Consider the following 2,136-nt stretch of genomic DNA (forward strand, 5'->3'; position numbering starts at 1 on the left):
ATCCATGCGCCTCCTCCAAATACTACAAGGGCTATAACTAGCCAAACCAAAGTACGTTTTTTCATCTCTTTCCTCCTATATAGCGGAATCTAAGTATATTATACCATGAATGTAAAAAAAAATACTTTTAGCAAGTATTTGAAGTCAGTGGGGAATGAATGATGTTAAATTTGAATAAAAATTATCAAAGGTTTTTAAATTACTATTACTCAAACGGTTTCCCTCCAATGCCTAGGCCATTAACTAATGTCATCGAAGCTAAATCAACTTTTCCATCATCTACAATTATCATTACATGCCAACCAGAATTATCAATGTTATTAAACGTTCCATAAACATCAATAATATCTCCTCCTCCTTGAGGTGTACCATTTCCTACCTTATCCCATTGTGTCTGTCTCCAATCAATTTGAACAGATTCAATCTTTGAATTTTTAGACTTTACAAAATCTTCTATTTCTTTTTGATGCTCCTTTAAATAAGCCAACTGCTTGGCTCGCGGACTTAGAAATAGATTTGTTTCCTGTGCTAGCCATGCGCCTCCTCCAAATACTACAATGGACAAAACCAGTAAAATCAAGGCACGTTTTTTCATATTGATACTCCTTCAGATATATCATCTCCCTCTTACAATCCCAAACTCCTTAATTAAAAACAAATTACGGATCTATTGTTGCTTTAGAAATAGAAGATTGTCATTAAAACTAGTTTAGCATAAAAGCCTCAAACAGCCTATTTCACCAATCACTCTTCTTGAAGATTTGTTAATAATTTGACCAGAAGAATTTGAGTTGAATGCAAAGAAACAATAGTGTGAATTGTGCTAAAAATCATCAAAAACACCTCATAGTGTGAATCATGAAGTGCTTGTGAACGTTGATAGTATCGTATTGATTAACGTTCTGAGGCAACTGACTTTGTCAGATTGCACCAATTTAGTATGAAAATATAAAAAAGAACACCTCGAAAGGTGCTCTCTGTAAGTATAGTAATTCTCTCGAATTAACGTTTACTAAATTGTGATGCTTTACGAGCTTTCTTAAGACCTGGTTTCTTACGTTCAACTTTACGTGAGTCACGTGTAAGAAGTCCTGCGCGTTTCAATGAATCGCGGAAGTCTGGGTCTACTTGAAGAAGGGCACGAGCGATACCGTGACGGATAGCTCCTGCTTGACCAGCGTATCCACCACCAACAACGTTAACGAAAACGTCGTATGAACCTACAGTTGAAGTAACTGCGAATGGTTGGTTGATAACAAGACGAAGGTCAGCGTGTGGGATGTACTCTTCAACATCTTTTTTGTTAACAGTGATTTTACCAGTTCCTGGAACAAGGCGAACGCGTGCAACAGCGTTTTTACGACGTCCAGTACCTGCATATTGTGCTTGTGACATACTTTATTGTTCCTTTCCTTAGATAAGTCCTGAAATATCAAGAACTTCTGGTTGTTGTGCAGCGTGAGTGTGCTCAGCTCCAACGAATACTTTCAATTTCATACCTTGAGCTCGGCCAAGAGTATTGTGTGGAAGCATACCTTTAACTGATTTTTCGATCAAACGTACTGCATTTTTAGAACGAAGTTCACCAGCAGAGATTTGTTTCAATCCACCTGGGTGGTTTGAGTGAGTGTAGTAGATCTTATCAGTTGCTTTTTTACCAGTCAATTTAACTTTTTCAGCATTGATAACGATTACGAAGTCACCTGTATCAGTGTGTGGTGTGAATGTTGGTTTGTTTTTTCCGCGAAGTACGCTAGCAACAACTGCTGAAAGGCGTCCAAGAGGTACATCAGTTGCGTCAACAACGTACCATTTGCGTTCTACTTGGCCTGGTTTAGCCATGAATGTAGTTTTGTTCATGATTTCTCCTATATGAATATCGTTTTTGTTTACAGGGCGGATGTTCCGGTCCGCGGGGTATTTGAAAGGTTCCGGGGCCTTACAAATGGGGTAAACAATACCGTCTACTATCATACCAAATTTCACTACTAAAAGTCAATAGATATGAAAAATATTTTTGCCGATTTCAGTGTTTAACATCTAGAAAAACCTCGCTTTTGCGAGGCTTTCCTATTTATAAGCTAAGGCACGTTTAAAGGTTTTCCAGATTCCCAAATCATCCGTTTGAAGGACTAG

At 38.0% G+C, this 2,136-nt stretch carries 3 protein-coding genes and 1 pseudogene; all 4 read right to left on the minus strand.

What is annotated here, in order from left to right:
• Positions 1 to 205: 205 nt before the first annotated feature.
• A complete protein-coding gene (locus GMD1S_RS10185) occupies positions 206 to 595 on the minus strand; it encodes a hypothetical protein (RefSeq protein ID WP_000745394.1) in 390 nt (129 codons plus the stop codon).
• A 407-nt stretch (positions 596 to 1,002) separates the two neighbouring features.
• Complete coding sequence (gene rpsI, locus GMD1S_RS10190; protein WP_000075969.1) at positions 1,003 to 1,395, minus strand: 30S ribosomal protein S9; 393 nt, start codon at positions 1,393 to 1,395, stop codon at positions 1,003 to 1,005.
• 18 nt (positions 1,396 to 1,413) lie between these two features.
• A complete protein-coding gene (gene rplM / locus GMD1S_RS10195; protein WP_001044624.1) occupies positions 1,414 to 1,860 on the minus strand; it encodes a 50S ribosomal protein L13 in 447 nt (148 codons plus the stop codon).
• A 210-nt stretch (positions 1,861 to 2,070) separates the two neighbouring features.
• Positions 2,071 to 2,136 (minus strand): annotated as a pseudogene (locus tag GMD1S_RS12015) (ABC transporter permease); the annotation flags it as partial.

The sequence above is a fragment of the Streptococcus sp. GMD1S genome, from assembly GCF_000296875.1.
Lineage (GTDB): Bacteria > Bacillota > Bacilli > Lactobacillales > Streptococcaceae > Streptococcus.

What these genes read in the sequence shown, in the direction of transcription:
- GMD1S_RS10185 (WP_000745394.1), bottom strand. Translation starts at nt 595, where the DNA reads ATGAAAAAACGTGCCTTGATTTTACTGGTTTTGTCCATTGTAGTATTT.
- rpsI (WP_000075969.1), bottom strand. Translation starts at nt 1,395, where the DNA reads ATGTCACAAGCACAATATGCAGGTACTGGACGTCGTAAAAACGCTGTT.
- rplM (WP_001044624.1), bottom strand. Translation starts at nt 1,860, where the DNA reads ATGAACAAAACTACATTCATGGCTAAACCAGGCCAAGTAGAACGCAAA.